Source organism: Microvirga sp. 2YAF29, assembly GCF_052114605.1.
In the GTDB taxonomy this organism is placed as follows: domain Bacteria; phylum Pseudomonadota; class Alphaproteobacteria; order Rhizobiales; family Beijerinckiaceae; genus Microvirga.
In genome coordinates, this window is record NZ_JBFRFB010000012.1 from 36,234 (window position 1) to 55,347 (window position 19,114).

14 protein-coding genes are annotated in these 19,114 nt (G+C 58.3%); 13 read left to right on the forward strand and 1 reads right to left on the reverse strand.

Translation table 11 applies throughout. The features are described from left to right. The first annotated feature begins 183 nt into the window (after positions 1 to 183). From AB4Y85_RS15535 to AB4Y85_RS15595, 13 genes are all read left to right on the forward strand, one after another. Positions 184 to 1,905, forward strand: coding sequence for a type I secretion system permease/ATPase (locus tag AB4Y85_RS15535; RefSeq protein WP_441985819.1), 1,722 nt, complete (start codon positions 184 to 186; stop codon positions 1,903 to 1,905). Then, the gene (locus tag AB4Y85_RS15540) at positions 1,902 to 3,290 is read left to right on the forward strand and encodes an HlyD family type I secretion periplasmic adaptor subunit (RefSeq protein WP_441985820.1); all 1,389 of its coding nucleotides are present in this window, start codon (positions 1,902 to 1,904) and stop codon (positions 3,288 to 3,290) included. The genes AB4Y85_RS15535 and AB4Y85_RS15540 overlap by 4 nt, the downstream gene beginning before the upstream one ends. 361 nt (positions 3,291 to 3,651) lie before the next feature. Continuing rightward, a complete protein-coding gene (locus AB4Y85_RS15545; protein WP_441985821.1) occupies positions 3,652 to 4,392 on the forward strand; it encodes a calcium-binding protein in 741 nt (246 codons plus the stop codon). Positions 4,393 to 4,451: 59 nt separating this feature from the next. Further along, positions 4,452 to 6,677 carry a glycosyltransferase gene (locus AB4Y85_RS15550; RefSeq protein WP_441985822.1) on the forward strand — a complete coding sequence of 742 codons (2,226 nt, stop codon included), beginning with the start codon at positions 4,452 to 4,454 and terminating at the stop codon, positions 6,675 to 6,677. Next, positions 6,674 to 7,504, forward strand: a complete 831-nt coding sequence (locus AB4Y85_RS15555) for a class I SAM-dependent methyltransferase (protein WP_441985823.1) — start codon at positions 6,674 to 6,676, stop codon at positions 7,502 to 7,504. Before AB4Y85_RS15550 ends, AB4Y85_RS15555 begins: the two co-directional genes overlap by 4 nt. Continuing rightward, positions 7,501 to 8,787, forward strand: coding sequence for a glycosyltransferase family 4 protein (locus AB4Y85_RS15560; protein WP_441985824.1), 1,287 nt, complete (start codon positions 7,501 to 7,503; stop codon positions 8,785 to 8,787). Before AB4Y85_RS15555 ends, AB4Y85_RS15560 begins: the two co-directional genes overlap by 4 nt. After that, positions 8,784 to 9,554, forward strand: a complete 771-nt coding sequence (locus AB4Y85_RS15565) for a hypothetical protein (protein WP_441985825.1) — start codon at positions 8,784 to 8,786, stop codon at positions 9,552 to 9,554. The genes AB4Y85_RS15560 and AB4Y85_RS15565 overlap by 4 nt, the downstream gene beginning before the upstream one ends. 46 nt (positions 9,555 to 9,600) lie before the next feature. Next, positions 9,601 to 11,775 (forward strand): glycosyltransferase family 2 protein, encoded by a 2,175-nt coding sequence (locus tag AB4Y85_RS15570; RefSeq protein ID WP_441985826.1) that lies wholly within the window; start codon positions 9,601 to 9,603, stop codon positions 11,773 to 11,775. Positions 11,776 to 11,777: 2 nt separating this feature from the next. After that, complete coding sequence (locus AB4Y85_RS15575) at positions 11,778 to 13,085, forward strand: glycosyltransferase family 4 protein (RefSeq protein WP_441985827.1); 1,308 nt, start codon at positions 11,778 to 11,780, stop codon at positions 13,083 to 13,085. A 34-nt stretch (positions 13,086 to 13,119) separates the two neighbouring features. Next, on the forward strand, positions 13,120 to 14,307 hold the full coding sequence (locus AB4Y85_RS15580; protein WP_441985828.1) for a polysaccharide pyruvyl transferase family protein: 1,188 nt from the start codon (positions 13,120 to 13,122) through the stop codon (positions 14,305 to 14,307). A 43-nt stretch (positions 14,308 to 14,350) separates the two neighbouring features. Beyond that, complete coding sequence (galE, locus tag AB4Y85_RS15585; RefSeq protein WP_441985829.1) at positions 14,351 to 15,340, forward strand: UDP-glucose 4-epimerase GalE; 990 nt, start codon at positions 14,351 to 14,353, stop codon at positions 15,338 to 15,340. Between the two features lie 301 nt (positions 15,341 to 15,641). After that, positions 15,642 to 16,739 carry a polysaccharide pyruvyl transferase family protein gene (locus AB4Y85_RS15590; protein ID WP_441985909.1) on the forward strand — a complete coding sequence of 366 codons (1,098 nt, stop codon included), beginning with the start codon at positions 15,642 to 15,644 and terminating at the stop codon, positions 16,737 to 16,739. A 5-nt stretch (positions 16,740 to 16,744) separates the two neighbouring features. Then, positions 16,745 to 17,977, forward strand: coding sequence for a hypothetical protein (locus AB4Y85_RS15595; RefSeq protein WP_441985830.1), 1,233 nt, complete (start codon positions 16,745 to 16,747; stop codon positions 17,975 to 17,977). 16 nt (positions 17,978 to 17,993) lie between these two features. On the opposite strand, the gene AB4Y85_RS15600 is transcribed toward AB4Y85_RS15595, so the two are convergent. Further along, positions 17,994 to 19,112 (reverse strand): response regulator, encoded by a 1,119-nt coding sequence (locus AB4Y85_RS15600; protein WP_441985831.1) that lies wholly within the window; start codon positions 19,110 to 19,112, stop codon positions 17,994 to 17,996. Positions 19,113 to 19,114: the final 2 nt, after the last annotated feature.

Sequence of the window (19,114 nt, forward strand, 5' to 3'; positions counted from 1 at the left end):
TCATATTCAAGAAATCGACTCGAAACCAAATTACAAATGGATAGCACTTATCATTTTCTAATATACCGGATCCTACTTTAGGGGTAGACAGCATGCCATACTCGACTACCATATTCTTTGATTAAACTTTAAGCATAAGATTTCTTTTACGTTTCATAATGCCCTTTCAGGAGCCTTTGTTGCATGAGTGATCCCGTCAACTCGGAAACGGCAGAGCTTATTCACCAAGGGCGGAAAGCCTTTGTTTCCGGACTTGTTTATGCCGGAATGCTCAGCGCCTTCATCAATGGCCTTCAACTGACCGTTCCTTTGTTCATGCTTCAGGTTCATGACCGTGTCGTGAACAGCCAAAGCACCGATACGTTGACGATGCTGATCATCATCGCCGTCATTGCCCTCGTGCTTTATTGTATCCTCGACTATGTGCGTGCCTTCACGTACCAGGTCATGGCAAGCAAACTTGTCAGAAAATTGAACCTGCCCATTTTGCAGGCCGCCATCTCGGCATCCGTGGTCAAAGGCGTCTCCCGGTCGGGACAAACCCTTCGCGATCTCAACGACATCCGATCCTTCATCACCGGCAATGCGATCAGCATGCCGCTCGAAGCACTGTGGTCGCCTATTTTCCTAGCGGTCCTGTTTGCTCTGCATTGGATGTACGGACTCGTTGCCGTTCTTTCGGCGACCATCATCGTGTGCCTGAGCCTCCTGTCCGATCTCCTCACGCGGCGCGCGACAAAACACGCCAACGAATCGACGATTCAGAACCTCGGGCAGATCAGCGGCAGCCTGCGCCATGCCGAAGCCATCGAAGCCATGGGCATGCTGCCGGCGCTCGCACGGCGCTGGCGCCGGGCGCAATTCCAGACGCAGGACCTGATGGATATGGCGAACCTGCGCGGCCGCGCCCTTTCGTCCACATCGCGCACCTGTCGCTACATCATGCAGATCGCGGTTCTCTCCGTCGGCGCAGTCCTCGTGATCAAGCAGGAAGTGAGCCCAGGCTCCATGGCGGCGGCCAGCATCATCATGGGCCGCATGCTGCTACCCTTCGACTCCATGATCGACAGCTGGCGGCAATGGGTCCTGGCCTTTACAGCCTGGAAGAAGGTCTGCGATCTTCTCGAGAACCAGGCCCCGCAACGCGAAACCCAACCGACACCCCGCACACAAGGCGACCTGATCGTCGATCGTCTGGTTTACGCCCTGCCGGGTTCCGACGTGCCCATTCTGAAGGGCCTTTCCTTCTCTATTTCACCAGGCGAAGTCCTTGGCATTGCCGGACCGTCCGCAGCAGGCAAGTCGACCTTGGCCCGCCTCCTGATCGGCGTATCGAAGCCGACAACCGGCGGCGTGTTTCTGGATGGCAACAATGTCTATCTGTGGGAGCGGGGCTCCTTTGGCGACATGGTCGGCTACCTCCCGCAGAGCGTATCCCTGCTCGATGGCTCGATCCGGGAGAACATCGCCCGCATGCGCGATGCGGATCCGCGCCTCGTTCTGGAGGCCGCCCGCCTCGCGGACATTCACGACATGATCGGGCGTATGCCTCTTGGCTACGACACTCGGGTGGGCGACGGCACATACACGCTCTCCGGCGGGCAGCGCCAGCGCATCGGCCTGGCGCGTGCCATTTACGGAAAGCCCCGCCTCATCGTTCTCGACGAGCCCAATTCAAATCTCGATACGGACGGTGAGCGAGCGCTCGTCCGCGCCATCGAGCGCATGAAGGCGGATGGCGCCATCGTCATCCTCATCGCCCATCGCCCGTCGATCATGCAGACCGCGGACAAGCTCATGGTTCTGCAGGAGGGCAGAATCGTCCAATTCGGCACACGCCAAGCCATCGCCGGCACCATCGTTCCCGGCGAAAAGCATCTCGCCGTCGGAAAGGGCAGCGCATGAAGAACCTCGTCCGCCTCCCTTCCCGCACACAGGAAGTAGCAACGATTCAGCCGCCCGACGTCCAACATTCATGGATGCATCAGGTGGAGAACGACGGGCATCGTGCTCCCTCCTATCGCGGTCCAGTTCTCGCAGGCCTCGCAACGATCATCCTCGGCCTTGGCAGCATGACGGCTTGGGCCTATTCGGCCCACCTGGACAGCGCCGCAATCGCAACGGCAACGGTCGTTGTCGATTCGAAGCGCAAGACAATCAGTCACCTGGAAGGCGGCATCCTCAAGATGCTCCTGGCCCGGGAAGGCGAGGTCGTGAAAGCGGGTCAGCCCCTGCTTCGTCTCGACAACACGCGCGCGAAGGCAGAGCTCGACCAGCTGCACGCCAGAAGGATCGGCCTTGAGGCCCGCCTCGTGCGTCTTCGCGCGGAGCAATCGGGTTCGTCCGAGCTCAGCTTTCCGACCGACCTTCTGGCATCCAGCAGCCCCGTGACTGCGGAAATCATCCGAGCTGAGCGAAAATTCTTCACGGCGCGCCGGAACATGTTCGACCGGAAGGTCGAAATTCATCAAAAGACGATTGAGCAGCAGGTCGCGGAGCTCGCGGCGGTCGAAGCGCAGACGAACGCGAATACCCGCCAGACGGAGTTGAACGATCGCGAACTCAAAGCCATCGAAAGTCTGGTTGAAAAGGGTTACGCCCCGCGTCCACGCCTCACCGAGATGCAGACGCGGGAAAGTCAGTTGTTGGGCATGGCCGGCGAACTTGCATCGCGCAAAGCCAAGGCTGAGCAGGCGAGGGCTGCGGCCGAACTGGAAATTCTATCGCTCGGGACCGATCTCCAGCAGCAGGTTGCGGCAGAAATTCAGACCGCACAGCTGGAACTTGCCGACACGGTGGAACGCATGACCGCTGCGACGGATGTTTTGAAACGCGTAGAAGTGCTCTCCCCTGAGAACGGTGTGATCATGAACATCCGTTCCCACACTCCTGGAAGCGTCATCACGGCAGGCCAACCGATCTTGGATATCGTTCCTGAGAATGAACCTCTCCTCGTAGAAGCGAAGGTTCAGTTGCGCGACGTCGATTCGGCCCGTGTCGGCGCGCAGGTCCAGATCCGCCTCACCGCCTATAACAACAGAACGACGCCTCCCCTCGCGGGCAAACTCGTTTATCTGTCCGCGGACCAGCAGATCGATGATCGGACGAACAATCCGTATTACGTTGCCCGCGCGGAAATCCTTCCCGAGAGCATGGCCGCCAACCCGTCAACGGTTCTTTATCCCGGCATGCCGGCAGAAATTCTGATCCTGAACAAGTCACGGCGTGCAGTCGATTATCTGCTGGCCCCATTGACGGACAGCTTTGAGCGCGCCTTCCGCGAAGAATGACCCTCATCGACTTCCTGAAGCCGATATCGATTTCGTCAACGGGCGCCGCAAACATCGCGATGCCCGAGTGTATTAATTTAGACTGAAATTCGAAATAAATTGAAAGATACAACCAACTAAATCGACAGCAATAATAGGGTAAAACTATTGTCTTTTACCTACATATAATCACGAAATAAAAATACGTCCGTAAGATTTACATTCTACTACTTCAGATATACCACTTATGCGCTGGGCATACTGTGCACGTTTAAATAATCCGCCCAGTTTCAACATTGGCGCGCACGTGGCGCTTCAATTCATTTGATCATTGCACCCGGCCGGCCTTGGCCGTCCGGTGCTGACAGCAAGGATGACAGCAATGGCAACAATTGGAGGCGGGGCACTGGACGATACCCTGCGAGGAACCCCACATTCGGACGTAATCTTCGGCCATGACGGCGACGATCTGATCTTCGGCGGCAACGGAAGCGATGCACTGTTCGGAGGCGACGGCGACGACATCTTCTTCGGCGGCAATGGTGACGATTGGATCTCAGGCGGCGACGGCGATGACATCATGTTCGGCGGCGCTGGAGCCGATGTGCAGCAGGGCGGCGCTGGCGATGACATTCTCTTCGGCGGCAACGGCAACGACATCCAGATGGGTGGCGATGGCGACGATTACCTTCGCGGCGGCAACGGCGACGATATCCAGATCGGAGGGGCCGGCGACGACATTCTAGAAGGCGGCGCCGGGGATGATATTCTCCGCGGCGGCGACGGTGATGACATCCTTCGCGGCGGTTCCGGCGACGACATTCTTGAGGGTGGCGCAGGCGACGATCTGCTCGCCGGCGGCTCTGGCCGCGATACGTTCGTCTTCACGGGCGGCGGCGGCAATGACGTGGTCCTCGACTTCAAGGCCGGTCAGGACATCCTCCAGATCTCCCGTGGCATCAACGGCACCGACATTCAAAGCGCCAATGATCTTGCCGGACGTGTCCATCAGGTTGGAGGCAACACGCTCGTCGATCTCGGAAACGGCGATACCGTGACGCTCGTCAATGTGGACGCCGACGACGTGAACAACAACCTCGGCGATTACTTCACCATTCACTAAGTCCATGAGTGCTGCGGCCGTCCGGCTGCGGCACTCACTTTTCTGGAACCCGGCCTTTCATGTCAGCTTCCATTTCCCATTCCGTCTCAGACCTCAACCAGCCTGAAGCATTCCTTCTCGGCCGCGACGTCGTGTTGCTCGTGTGGGACGTGCCTGATGCGGTTGAAGACGCCCGCCCTTCCCTCTCTGTCAGCGATCTCGTCATGGCGCCGCTTGCGTCTCTACGGCTCGCGCGACGTGACGGCGGCGCTCGCCTTCTCTGGGCGCTTCGCCGTACAGAGATTAATGTCGATATCGCATTAAGTGGCGGTCCCACCGGACCGGCTTTCAACTTCCGTCTTCAGACCGATACGGTTCTCTCGTCGCCGCCCGTTGGATTCCTGCTGGATGGAATCGATGAGGCAGCGCGGCTCACATTGATTTCGGCCCTCTTCAATGTTTGGGGTCCTCTGTTTCAGCTTCAGCGCAACATCACCTTCGTCCAGACGCTTCGAGCCCTCATCCAGGCGCTCGTTCCGGCGCCGAAGCCCGCCGCGCTGGTTGCTCAGGCTCCTGACAACATTCTTCTCGTTAACACAATGGTCTCCGCGAAGCTCGGCAAGATCGACGCCCTTTACGCCATCGGTCCGAGCGGTATCACACGCCTTATCGGCCAGCCTCACATCTCGAAAGCGACTGAGAGCCAAAGCATTCTTCATTTTCTAGCCGATGGCAGCCTCATTGCCCGCGATGTCGAACGACTCATACTGGTCGGGACGCACGGATTGTCGGTGCGCAAAATCCGTCACGGCGGCGCGGCACTTCCATCGTTCGAGCGCTGGCTCCGGGAGCACGCAAAGAACGCACCGGGTTTGCGCGAAAACCTGCTGGTCGATCTGGCGGAGCGCTCTCCGACTGGACTTGCGGGCGCCGTCGAGGCACAGCTGCGCTCTCCTCTGAAGCCCAGGGCCATCGCAAGCAGTGCTGCAACGCCGTCGGCTGAGATCGTCACTGCGCTATCGACCTCCGCCGGAACCCTTGTCACGGGCTGGTACAGGGACCCGCTCAACCTTCTTGCAAGCCTTGAGGCTTTAGGCCTGCAAGATGCGCGCCATGACCTGACATGTGATCTTTATCGTTTCCCCGTCGAGGTCACGGGCGCGTCGAAAGGCGCACGCCTTCCCGCAACCGGTTTCGTCGTTCTCGCGCCCGCTCTCTCAAAAGCGGTCGCCATTGCGCAGCCTCGCTTTCAGATCAGTTCGAAATCCGGGTCCACGCATAGCCTCGTTCCCAAGGTTCAACCCGTAGATCCGGTTGCCGCCCGCGCGGCGGCTCTGCGCTCGGTACCGGCGCATCATGTGGACGAGCGCCTCCTTCAGAACGTTCTCTCGCCTGTCATCGAAAACCTGCACCTTCAGGCCAGGGACATGATCGGACAACCGGCTGTTCAGCGTATCGGAACCCCGGTCGGGCGTCCGAAGGTCTCCGTCATCGTCCCGCTCTACAGGGCCCTCGACTTCCTGCGCTTCCAGATCGCATCCTTCGCGCTGGACCCCTGGTTCCGAGCCAATGCGGAACTGATCTACGTTCTGGACTCACCGGAGCAGGCCGCGGAAGTCGAGCATTTGCTGAACGGGCTCTACCTTGTCTATGCCCTTCCTATGGCGCTTGCCGTCATGGAACGAAACGGCGGCTATGCACGAGCCAACAATGTCGGCGTGTCGATCAGCCGGGGGGACACGCTCGCGCTGGTCAACTCCGACATCATCCCGACCCGCTCCGGATGGCTCGAGCCGATGATCGCCCGGCTCAATGGCCGTCAGCGCATCGGCGCCGTTGGTCCGAAGCTCCTCTTCGAGGATGGTTCGATCCAGCACGCCGGAATGTATTTCGGTCGCGATCACCGCAATCGCTGGCTCAATCAGCATTTTCACAAGGGCATGCCGAGGGATTATGCGCCCGCATGCGGCGAGCGGATCGTTCCAGCCGTCACAGGCGCCTGTCTCGTCACGACCCGAGCGATATTCCAGAGCGTAGGAGGTTTCACCGAGGATTATGTGATCGGTGATTACGAAGACAGCGATCTCTGCCTCAAAGTTACCGCCACAGGGCGCAAGATCACCTACACGCCGGATGTCGAGCTCTACCACTTGGAGCGCAAGTCGATGTCCCTGAACGCCGAGTACATGCGCGGCATTGCATGGCAATACAATTGTTCCCTTCATTCCTCGCGCTGGAATGACCTCATGACGGCCATCATGCAGCCGTCTTCCCGTCCCCGCAGAGCAAGGAACGTTCTCGCATGAACGCCCATCTTTCTCACGATCACATTCACCCCCAAACATCGCGTGAAGATAATTTCAAATTGGAATGGTTGCTGCAATCGATCGAACGCAATCGCTTCCTGCCGGAGCCCGACCCTGAGAAAGTTTTCGTCGGAGATGGAAACTATCGCGCCATCGGCGCCGAGTATCTCGGCCATTTCGTCCGTATCGGCGGCCTCAAGCCCACTGACCGCGTGCTCGATATCGGCTGCGGGATCGGGCGTATGGCTGTTCCGCTGACGCAGTATCTCGATCCTGATACCGCATCTTACGAAGGCATCGACCCGGTCAAGGATGGAATCGAATGGTGCGTGCAGAACATCACGCCGATCTATCGGAACTTTCGTTTCTGTCAGGTCGACATCGCCCACGAGCTTTATAATCCCCAAGGTGCGATGGCAGGGGACGAGGTGGTTCTTCCCTTCTGCCACGCGAGCTTCGATTTCGTGAGCCTCGTGTCGGTCGCAACGCACCTGCCTCACCGAGAAATCGTTGCCTATGCTCACGAGGTCTCCCGCCTGCTTGCTCGCGGCGGGCGCGTTTTCCTGACCGCTTTCATTGTCTCTCCGGAGGACATCGAGCGGGCGGAGGCGCGGCCGAACTTCATCCCCGGTGAAGAGCAAGGCAGTTGGATCGCAGATCCCGTCGCTCCTCTGGGAGCGATCGGCTTTGATCGGGGTATGATCGAGTCGGCTCTGGAAGGAGCCGGTTTGAAGGTCGATCTGGTCAGCCTCGGGCATTGGCGCGGAACATCCAGCAGCCATTATCAGGACGTGATCGTCGCCTCAAAGCCGGGAGGCCCCGCATGAGCCTGCGGGTCCTTGTCATCGCTCACAATCATCCGGACTTTCACCCGGGCGGAACGGAGATCTTCGCCCATGATCTCTTCAAGGAGCTGCAGTCCCGACGGAATGTGGAAGCGTTGTTCCTTGCCGCGACGAACCGGATCTATCGCGAGCCTCGGCCAGGAACCGCCTTCCAATCCGTTGGCGATGCACCGGATGAAGTCATCATGTGGAGCGGGAATTTCGACCGCTTCTATCTGAGCCAGACCGATACCTACGGGACCGTGCCTCACATGGTGAGCCTGCTCGAGGATTTCCGGCCGGATGTCGTCCACATCCATCATCTCCTACTAATCGGTGTCGAGACGATTGCACTGATCCGCCGGATTCTGCCGCATGCACGCATCGTCATGACCCTTCATGATTATTATGGCATCTGTCATCACGACGGCCTGATGATGCGCACGAAGGAACGCGAGCGGTGCAGCAAGGCTTCTCCGAGCCGGTGCAACACATGCTTCCCGGACATCGCCGCAGACCGCTTCCTGCTGCGCGAGCAGTTCATCAAGACTCTGTTCGGCCAGATCGACCGATTCATCGCACCGAGCCACTTCATCAAGGATCGCTATATGGCATGGGGGCTCGATGCAGATTCCATCGACGTAATCGCCAATGGACGCCCCGCTGTTCAGCCTGCTCCCTACCGGGATGCACCTGATGGACGGCGAGTGGTCTTTGGCTATTTCGGAAACATCAACCCATGGAAGGGTGTGCCGACGCTTTTGAAGGCGGCCCGGCAGATTGTTTCCGCCGGTCTTGAGGGTTTCGAGCTGCGCCTGCATGGCAGCGCCCTGTTCCAAACCGACCAGTTCGTGGATGAGGTGCAGGAACTGACGAAGGAGGTCGAGCCTCACGTCGTCTCTTTAGGCTCCTACAAGCGCGATGAGATTCCGCAACTCATGGCAGCAGTCGATTGGGTCGTCATGCCCTCGATCTGGTGGGAGAACGCACCTCTCGTCATTCAAGAGGCTTTCCTCCACCGGCGTCCGGTGATCGTCAGCAATATCGGCGGCATGGCCGAGGCGGTTCGTGACGGCGTGAACGGACTTCATGTCCGCGCGGATGATCCAACCGCCTTGGCAGCCACAATTCGTAAGGCCGCGAATACCCCCGGCCTTTGGGAAACCCTGGTCAGCGGCATCGATACCCCTCCCCATATCGGTGAAGTCGCTGACCGGCATCTCGGCCTCTACCGCTCCCTCAACGGTAAGGCCGAGGTCATCGCATTCAAGGCGAGTGCAGCATGAGCCAGGCAAAGACATCCATTAAAGCGGTAAGTGAGCAGATTTCGTCTCCCCGTATTCAAGGGCGTCTCGACGCCATCGAGGACCGCCGTCTCTATGGCTGGGTGTGGGACTCGGGCCTTCCCACCGAGCGGTTGCTGGTTCGCATCTTGCTCGAAGGGCGCATGGTGGCCTCTGCAACGGCGGACCTTCCCCGTGTCGACCTAAGGCGCAACGGCATTGGTGACGGCGGTTATGCCTTCGAAGTCGAGCTTGCCGAGGCATTGGCGAATGTTTCGGACAGCCTGACGGTCGTCGCCGTTTCGCCTTCGACAGGCGAGGAGATCATTCTTCAGTCTCCCAACCAGAGCGAGCGCGCGGCAGAAGCCGCCATCACCGTGCCACTGAACCGTGTTCTGGACCGGATGGACATGCTGATCGAGGCGCAGCGACGGTCCCAGCTGATGCAGCGGGAAGCATCGGAAACCCTGCGCAGCACGGCGAAGCAGGTCGAGGAAATCACCTCCCAGGAGAGCGAAATCAATGCCGCGCTTGAGACCGTCACCTCAACACAGGCCGAGCTATCCCGAAGGGTAGCCGATATCGAGGTCTTTCATCTACGCTTCGATCAGGTTCTGGCGGATTTCGGCAAGCGGATCGATGAACTCAGCAAGGCAGCCGATCGGCCCTTCCGAAGAGCTGTTGCTTTGCTCGTCGCTCTTGGCGGGCTCTCTGCGGCCAGCGCCGTCGTCACCCTTCTCGTCGTCATGCGCTATCTCCTCGCACGATGAACAGGTGGCGCGCAGAACATTGAAGACAGAAAGCAGGGGCAAGAACGTGAAAGAGAAGGCCTATCTCCCGGTCGATGGCGAAACGGCGCTCGCCACTCCGATCAGCGACGAGCTCGTGCTGATCTGCGGCGTGGCGGATGCGCTGCCGAAAGCCGTCCCGGTTCTCCTCAACGGCGATCCGTCCATGACCATGACCGCTCGCGTGGTCACTTGGAACAGAATTGGTGCGCCGGCAGAGGCCGCCATCGGCTTCATTGCCATTCTGCCGATCAAGCTCGCCGATAAAGTGCGCCTCCGTTCGATCGTCATCAGGCACGACGGCCATCCGATGCGCAGAACGCTGATCCGTCCGGCTGCTTCATTGAACAACCTGATGCATATCGTTGCCGAGGATGCCGCCGCAGCGTTCGGCCAGGTGTCGGATGGCGTCGTCCAAGTGCTTCTGTCCAGCAAGATGGCTCAGAAGCACTCGGAGACGGCTCTTTCCATCCTGCGGACAGCCGCCCGCAACGATGGCTGGATCGAGGTCATGGGTTCTCTCGATACCGGCGAAGTCTTCCTGCAAGGCTGGTCACTGAGCTTCCCCGCCGACGAAGTCGACGTCCTCGTCACTCATGAAGGTGGGCTTGCCGCCGCCCCGCTCTTCTCTGCCACCGTTCATCGCGCGGATCTGGGAGGAAACGGAAACGGGTTCATCGGCATCCTCGATGCAAGAAGCGCCATCGATCCTGCTTCGATCGAAAAGGTGCTCTTCAATTCCGGCGACGGCTGGAAGGCTTTGGATGTTTATCAGCAATGCGTGCATCTGGCCTCGACGGATGTTCCGGCTCACATTCGCGAAGGGCTCACGCGCGTTGTCGGGAAGCCTAAATCCTTGAAGACGCTTCGCAGCGCCGGCGAACGGTTCGATGGTCGCGACACTGTCTCATGCCTTCAAGAGCCTGTGCGCATCGGGATGGATATGGCTGTCGAACTGCCGGACGGCGGCATTCTTCTGGCAGGTTGGATGCTCGACCCGGACCATCTGGTCTCGTCGGTCAATATCCGATTTGGGCAGGCATCCGCCCGTGTCGATGAGACATGGACGCGTCTCTCGCGTCCGGACGTCACTACGGCCTTCGAACGCAATCCCCTCTTCGAGGGACGCCTTGATCTGCAGCGTAGCAACCACGGCTTCCTCGCCTTCGTCCCTGGGCTCCCGAAAATAGACGACCTGCCGGTCTATTTTGAGTTCATGATCGGCGACGACATTGTTGCATTCTATCCTCTGAAACCTGTCAGGGGGTTGTCACGCCGGACGCTCGAGCGTCTTGTCGCTCCACTCGATCATCGCAGCGCTGCCGCTTCCGTAGCAATTGATCGCCATATCGGTCCGATGATGCAATCGCTCGCTCAGGCATCTCCCGAGATCGTCGAAATCCGTGATTACGGATTTGACGATCAGGCAACCGGCAGGGTCCTGGTTCTTGCAGCCGGTCTCGATGTGGAAGAGGCAAGCGTATCCCTCTCCCTGCTTGCTCTCGATCCGGAGGCAAGCGAAATGCCGATCATTGTCGCGGCTCCTGTCGAGAGCTTCGGAGCCATCGCTTCCGAGGTTGAGCGCCTTGCCCGCTTCTATGGCATCGGCGTTCGGCTCGTTGGGGCCGAAGGGGTTCACGATACTTGCGATGCCTATGAAGCAGCCGCGCAGGCAACGCGCGCGGAAACGTTGGTTCTTCTGTCCGCGGGTGTCTTGCCTCGGCAACAGGGCTGGGTCTCGGCGCTCGAACGTGCCTATCGCAAGCGGCAAGGCAAGGCTCTCGTCAGCCCGACGATCCTGTATGAAGATAATTCCATCTGTTTTGCCGGATCATGGCTCGACGAAGATGAGCACGGGATCATCGACAAGTATATCGGCTATCCGCGCGATGTGATCGGCGATCATCAGGTAACGGAAGTGATGGCTGGATCGACATCTTGCTGCATCGTCTCCCGCTCGGCCTTCCAGACCGCCGGCGGCTTCAGTAAATCCTATCTGAGCGCCAGTGAAAAAGGCCGCGACCTCTGCCTCAAGCTTCGACTCGGCGGCACGCCATCCGTGTGGTTGCCCGATGTGGAAATGATCTCGGCCGATGAGGGCAACGGGCCCACGAGCATGCCCTGGCGACGCCTGGCCCAGAATATCGACCGCTGGAGCTTCGACCGTCGGTGGTCTCTTCTGATCAACAATATGCGGGGATGATGATGACCAAAGCTCCTGAAAGTGTCCTGGTCGTTTCGCATGGCCACCCAAGCTATTCTCTCGGCGGCGCGGAAATCGCAGCCTATAACCTGCATAAGGGACTTAATCGTCACGCAGGAACCCAATCCCGCTTCCTCGCCCGCGTCGGTTACCCGGTTGTCAGGCACAGCGGCACGGCACTCATGAGCCTTCGCCAGAAGGACGGCGAGATCCTCTATCATGCCGATGAATACGATCACTTCCTGATCTCGAACAGGAATACCCAGGAACTCGAACAGGATTTCATTCGCGTTCTTAGGGATTTGAGGCCGGACGTCGTCCACTTCCATCACTTCATCGGGCTCGGGCTCGAATGCCTTCACGCCGTTCGCCGGACATTTCCGGATTGCATCATCGTGGTCACGTTCCACGAACTGCTCTCCATCTGTCACCACCATGGCCAGATGGTGAAGACGGGCGGCAGCAAGCTTTGCCATCGCGCCTCGCCGTCCGATTGTAATGCCTGCTTCCCGGAGATCGCACCGGCCCGCTTCCTGCGCCGGGAGCATTTCGTTCGCAGCCTGCTCAAGGTCGCGGATTTCTTCGTTTCCCCCAGTGAGTTTCTGGTCGACCGCTATGTGGAATGGGGGCTCGATCGCTCCCGCTTCGTGGTCATCGAGAACGGCCTCGATATCGCGCAGCCCACTCCTCCTCGGGCTTTGCCATCCCCAACCGCACGTCGCTCTCGCTTTGCCTATTTTGGGCAAATCACGCAGTTCAAGGGTGTGGATGTACTTCTCGATGCGGTTACCCGCATTCCGGAAAATGTGTGGGGCGACGATGCACAATTGATGATCTTCGGCGGCAATCTCGAACGGCAGCCCAAGGCGTTCCAGGAGAAAATCGAGGCGCTGGTTGAGCGCGCCGGAAATCGTGTGCGCTTCTATGGCTCCTACCAGAACAGTGAGATGCCGCGCCTCATGCGTTCCATCGACTGGACGATCATTCCCTCGATCTGGTGGGAGAACTCGCCCATCGTCATTCAGGAATCATTCTTCCACGGCCGGCCTATGATCTGCAGCAATATCGGCGGGATGGCCGAGAAAATTACGGATGGCGTCGATGGCCTCCATTTCCGGGTCGGCTCATCCGAGGACCTCGTCGACCGCATGGTCGAGGTCCTGTCCGATCCTGGTCTCTGGGATCGCCTGAGCGCCGGGATCACGCGTCCCACCACTTACGAAGAATGCGCGCAGGCGCATCTCGACCTTTACCGTGACATCGCAACTTCAAAGGCAAGGCCTGCTCAAGCCGCAGCTCTTTCAGCCTGAGGCCCATTCCGCACCAATGACGGAGACAAAAGATATGAAACGCATTCTCGTCATCAGCCCTTCGGGCGAGGTCTACAACCACGACAACGTCAGGTGGTACAATTACCAGGACGTTCAACGCAGCATCAACCATTACCACAACATCGGCGACGCCTTCGTCTTTGATTCGTCCCTGAAGCTCCTCAACTTCGACAAACTCGATGCGCTTGAAATCGCCAATCCCAATATGGCCGATATCGACCGCATCAATGCCGAATATGACTATGTGTTCCTCAGAGGCTCCAACTATATCCATAAGGACATGCAGTGGGAGCGGGCCGTCGAGGTTCTCAAGAAGCTCAAGATACCTGTGATCGCCTGGGGCATTGGTGCGCAGGCGCCGGTCAAGGGTAAGCTGGAACTCTCGGACCAGACGAAGACCATGCTACGTCTGATGGCGGATTCGACGACGTCGATCGGCGTTCGCGGCACCTACTCGGCTCAGATCCTGTGGGATCTCGGCATCAAGAATGTGAGGATCGTCGGATGCCCGACGGCCTTCCGCCGCAACAATCCTGACCTCAACATCAAATTGCCGCCGCTTGGCAAGATCAAGACGGCCGGAATCACACTTCGTCGTGAGGTCTCGCCCACCTATGCTCAGAATATCAAGCAATATCTCACCTTCCACCGCGATCTCGTGAAGGATCTGGCAGCCCGGTTCGATGTGGTCCTGATGGCGCAGGGCGAGGTGGAGGAGAAGAAAATCGTCTTCGGAACTCCCGAGCAGCGGGAAGAAGCCTTTGCCGAGCTTCGGGCCAACAAATGGGTGAACGACTGGTACCTAGACGAGACAATCGAAAAGCTGCATCGGGAGCGCCTGTTCTACTCCGATGTCGTCGCGGATTACGAGAACCTCGTACAACAGAAGGATCTCGTCATCGGATACCGCCTGCACGGCAACTTGATGGCACTCGCGAACGGCACGCCCTCCATCTACTTCACCTATGACAGCAGAACGGTCGAGTTTGCCGAGACATACCAAATTCCGAGCTTCGATGTATTCTCCGGCAAGGAATTCAACCTCGAGCAATATTGGGATCAATCGCTCTTCGACAAGTTCAACCGAGCCTACAGGTCGACCTATCGCGAGATGCATCAATTCCTGGTCGAGAATGGTGTCGATACGAAAATGGTCGATGTCATGAAACGTCCGGCAAACAGGCAGCTGAAGGCTGCCTAGATAGATCCGCGCGACAATCCGGTTGTTATTTCAGGATAATGGTATGAGCGTTCTCGTCACCGGCGGAGCCGGATATATCGGCAGCCATATGGTTCTTGCTCTCATCGATTCCGGACAGAATGTTGTCGTCCTCGACGATCTTTCAACCGGATTCGAGTGGATGGTTCATCCGTCAGCGCATTTCATCCAAGGTGATTGCGGCGACGAAACTCTCATCGCGGACATCGTCAAAGGACATGGCGTCGAGGCGATCGCGCATTTCGCCGGCTCCATCGTGGTTCCGGATTCGGTCTCCGATCCGCTCGGCTATTATCTCAACAACACCGTCAAGTCGCGCAATCTGATCGGCGCAGCCGTCGCGAGCGGCGTGACCCAATTCATGTTTTCGTCCACGGCGGCCGTCTATGGCAACACGACCGAGGTGCCGATCACGGAGACAACGCCGCTCAACCCCGTCTCGCCCTATGGCACATCGAAGCTGATGACTGAGTTGATGCTGCGGGATGTTGCCGCAGCCCATCCCTTCAATTACGTGGCGCTCCGCTATTTCAATGTCGCGGGAGCAGACCCTCTCGGTCGCAGTGGCCAGTCAAGCCGCCGGGCGACACACCTGATCAAGGTCGCGACGCAGACGGCGCTCGGCGAGCGCGATCATGTCGAGATCTATGGCACGGATTATTCCACCCCAGACGGCACTTGCCTTCGAGATTACATCCATGTCTCCGACCTCGCCGATGCTCACCTTCTCGCGCTTGACTACCTTCGCGGTAGTGGAAGCAGCCTTTCGCTGAACTGCGGCTATGGGAAGGGCTATTCTGTGCTGGAGGTCGTCGAAGCCGTGAAGAAGGTTTCAGGCATCGATTTCGACGCTCTCCTAGCTCCTCGCAGAGCCGGAGATCCTTCTGCGCTGATCGCAGGCGCAACCAAGATCCGCAACCTTCTCGGTTGGACGCCAAAGCATGACGACCTCGAGACGATCATCTCGCATGCACTCACCTGGGAGCGGAGTCTGCAGCAGCGCGCGGCTGCATAGCTCTCGCATCGTCTTGCTCTGACGCTGAGAAAGCGACATCTCCACTTTTTGCATTGGCACGTTCAATAGGCATTTCGATTTTCAATATGTATTCAAATATAATTGCGGATATAGCGCAACCAAAGGACACGCAAATACTTATGTTGACTAGCGAATACCATCGCAGCCATAATTTATGAAAATCGCGCGTGTGTTTTGTAAAGCGCGCCAAATAAATATTTTCATCAGTCACAAGCTTTGAGGAATTGGAATGCGCGCGGCGATTCTATGGCAGAAAGAAAGTCTCGGGTTGTACTCGAATATGGGCTTCGAGGATCTGTACAAAGGGGTTGGACATAACAATGGGAACTTAGCCTTTGTTCATGCTATCGCATCTCATGTCGGCAATGAAACAAAGTTCTTCCCATGGCATGCATCACCTGACACGTTGAAACGCGAGGCCGATATCATCGTCATTCCATGCGCAAACCAGCTCGGTCCGCATACGGATCTCGGCAGCATGGCCGATCGGCTGGCAAGCGCAGACCTGCCTATCGTCGCTATCGGCTTGGGAGCGCAGGCGGACAACACCGCTGTAGACATTCAGGTGTCCGAGGGGACGCTGCGATGGGCTCAACTCCTGCGGAAGCAGGCAGCCTCCAGCGCGCCCAACATCTACACGCGCGGAACCTATACCACGGAGCAGCTTGAAAAGCTCGGCATCGCCGAGACCATTCCGGGCGGGTGCCCCTCATTCTTCATCAACCAGCAGCCCAAGCTGGGCGAAAAGATCTGGAAAAACTGGAATGCGAACCCTCTGCCGCGCCTGATTTCCGTGGCCGGTGGGCACCAGGCCTGGGGCCGCACCCGCGATATCGAGCATCAGCTCATTTCCATGATGATGGATCCCATGTCGCCAGGGCAATACGTCGTTCAATCCATGGGCGACATGATCAAGATTTCACGCGGTGATTTCGACACCATCGAAGAGAAGGTTCTCGCCAATATTCACGCGCACACTGTTCCTCATTATACGCGTGAAGAGTTCAAGAACTGGTGCATCAATTATGCCCGCTCGTTTTACGATGTTCCGTCCTGGATGGATTCCCTGCGCCGCTTCGACCTGACGATCGGTTCCCGCTACCATGGCGTCGCCCTCGCTCTACAAGCGGAGAAAATGGGTCTGACGGTTGCCATCGACTCGCGAACAGAGGAGCTTTGCCAGAACACCGGCGTGCCGTTCATTCGCGCGGCGGAATGCACTGCTCCCTTAACCCGGGCGAAGCTGAAGAAGCTGATCAATTTCGATCCGGTTGCCTATGATAGGATCAGAAGCGAGCGGGCCGCCCTCTACATCGATTTCCTCAAGAATAACCATATCAAGCCAGCCGTCTTCCTGCAGAAAATCGTCGAAGGCTGAAGGACGTGTTCTTGAAGGCATTCTGGAGCACGGCGCTTGCGCTCACCATGGGCGCAAGCGCCAACGCTCAAGTTCTGGAACGTGCGCCACAGCGGGCTCAGACGGTTCTGTACGACTCACGCCGCGATGCCTGCGACGGATCGGACCTGCCCGACGCACCGGCTCGGGCCGTTCGAAACTCCGATGGGAATCTCGTTCTGTTTGCACCGAACTTCAAGGCACGTGCCTTCGAGGGACCCTCCCTCTCGGCCTTGAACAAGGATTGCCGCATTCGGTTCTCGGCGTCTGGCGATCCTGATCCCAATCAGCTGGATGACAGGACATGGATCCATTCCATGATGAGGTTGGCCGACGGCCGAATCTTTGCCCTCGCCAGCGCAAGCTACATGCCTTATCGCCACAACCAATCCTGCACCGCCGGCAAGGGCCGCACGGCATGCTGGTATAACGGGATTGCCGCCCTGATCTCTACAGATGGCGGTAAGAGCTTCAGCTATCTGGGCAATCCGCCTCATCACCTCGTTCTTCGTCCGCCCGAGCCTTATAGCGGCAACTCTCGCAACCCGCCCGGCTTCATTACGGCAACGAACTTCGTCAAGCACGAAGGCCATGCCTACAGCATCGTGTGGTATCGTGGCCGAAAGGCGCCTGAGCGTTATAACTGCCTGCTCCGCGCTTCGGTCTCCAATCCTCTCGAATGGGAAGTTTGGACGGGAGCAGCCTATGAAAGCGTAGCCCGGTTCGAGGACAACCAATGGACGACGAGCAGCAGGACTTGCGCCGCCATCGGCGACGGCGTCCTGGGAAATGTTCGCTCGATCATTTTCCACGAACCCTCAAGAACCTTCTTTGCCGTCTACTCGAAGTCATCGAAACCACCGAATGGCACGTCCGGGTTCTATTACAGCACGTCCAAGAACCTGCATGATTGGTCTCCTGGAAAGCTGATCTATCAGGGCAGGAGCCCGTCGCGCGAGCAATTGGACGATCCGACAGACCTGGAAGTATCGATCACCTATCCGGCATTTCTGGACGAGAACAGCATTGATCCTGACTTCGGGACGGCATCCGACCAGTTCGATCTGATCTTCGTTCGCCTGGCCAAGTCGGCATCCGGCGGCCGTATTTCCTCTTATCGGCAACTGGTCCGCGTGCCTTTGAAGGTTCGCTCCGATCACGGCGTCGAAAGGACAGGCTCGTCCTTGATTGAACGAACCGAGCACCAGTCATCTCCATGAATGACGGCACGGACCGTCACATCACCGGCCCGTCGATGTTGTAAATGGGAACCGGGCGGCTCAAGCCCTTGAGCTGCATCTCGCCGAGAGCCGAGGATACGGCAACTTCCTGACATTCCGATGCAACCCTCTGCGTGACGAGGATCTGCCCATTGCGCGCCTCGGAGCAGAGCCGGGCCGCGAGGTTCGTGACGGTTCCGATCGCCGCGTAATCGAACCGCCCCTCGAAGCCTATCCGTCCCATGGTCGCATAGCCCTGGGCGATGCCGATGCCGAAGCCGATGGAATAGCCCCGAAGCTGCCAGTTCATGGACAACTCATGCGCGGAGTTGCGCATGGCAATCGCCAACCGAACAGCCCGGGCGGCAGGATCGGGCATCGGGAGGGGGTCGTTGAAGAAGATCATCATGCCGTCTCCGGTGAATCTCTCAAGCGTTCCTTCGGCTTCGTAAATCAGAGGTCCGAGCGATTGGTGGTAGGCCTTGACGAGGTTCATCACCTCCTCCGGCGCTGCAATCTCGGCGAAACTCGTGAAGCCACGCAGATCACAGAAGAGGACGACGATCTCCCGGCGGTGATGTTCCAGGATTTCGGCACGCCCTCCGCCCGATACGATCATGTTGGCGACTTGCGGCGGAAGAAAGCGGCGCAACTCGCGCACGCGGCCGAGCTCATCGACCTGTGCAGCGACCCGCGCCTCCAGATCCTTGTTCAAGCTCGCAAGCTGTTCCGCCTGTGCCTGAACAGTATCGTAGAGAGCCTTGATGCGCAGAAGGGACCTGACCCTGGCCACGAGCGTATTGGGCTCGAACGGTTTGGTAAGATAATCGTCGCCGCCTGCATCAAGCCCGGTAACCACATCCTCGACACTCGCTTTGGCGGTCAGCAGGATGATCGGGATGGAACGGAGACCCTCATCCGCCTTGAGGCGGCGCGTGACCTCAATGCCATCGATGCCGGGCATCATGATGTCGAGCAATATGAGGTCGGGAAGGAATTGCCGGGTTTTGTCGAGCGCCTCGAGGCCATTCTTCGCGGTCTCGATCTCATAGCCTTGAGCTTCGAGGCGGACCGTGACGATCTCAAGGTTTTCCTCCACGTCGTCGACCACCAGAATGAGAGGACGTTCACGCATGG